Genomic DNA, 566 nt, shown 5'->3' with positions numbered 1-566 from the left:
CCGATGATACCCCGGTCCAGGTACTGCTGCCGGGTAATAAGAAGACGAAGACCGGGCGGTTGTGGGCGTATGTTCGTGATGACCGCAATGCCGGGTCAGCGTTGGCACCTGCAGTGTGGTTCGCTTACAGCCCGGACAGAAAAGGCATCCATCCGCAGACTCATCTTGCTTGCTTCAGCGGTGTGCTGCAAGCGGATGCGTACGCCGGGTTCAACGAGCTGTATCGCAATGGTGGGATAACGGAAGCTGCCTGCTGGGCTCATGCCCGCCGAAAGATCCACGATGTGCACGTCCGCATCCCGTCAGCACTGACGGAAGAAGCCCTGGAGCAGATCGGTCAGTTGTACGCCATAGAGGCGGATATAAGGGGAATGCCGGCAGAGCAGCGGCTTGCTGAACGTCAGCGAAAAACGAAACCGCTGTTGAAATCCCTGGAAAACTGGTTGCGTGAAAAGATGAAGACCCTGTCGCGACACTCAGAGTTGGCGAAGGCGTTCGCGTACGCACTTAACCAGTGGCCGGCACTGACGTACTATGCGAACGATGGCTGGGTGGAAATCGACAAC

The 566-nt window shown here is 57.4% G+C and carries 1 protein-coding gene; it reads left to right on the top strand.

The features are described 5' to 3' along the window. The coding region (locus E0D98_RS25555) for an IS66 family transposase (protein ID WP_122994776.1) at positions 1-566 on the top strand (566 nt) is incomplete at both ends.

Origin of the sequence: Escherichia sp. KCJ4928 (assembly GCF_004352695.1) — a bacterium.
Lineage (GTDB): Bacteria > Pseudomonadota > Gammaproteobacteria > Enterobacterales > Enterobacteriaceae > ECMA0423.
The sequence above is the reverse complement of the archived record's forward strand: the minus strand, read 5'-3'. Positions and strand labels throughout refer to the sequence as shown.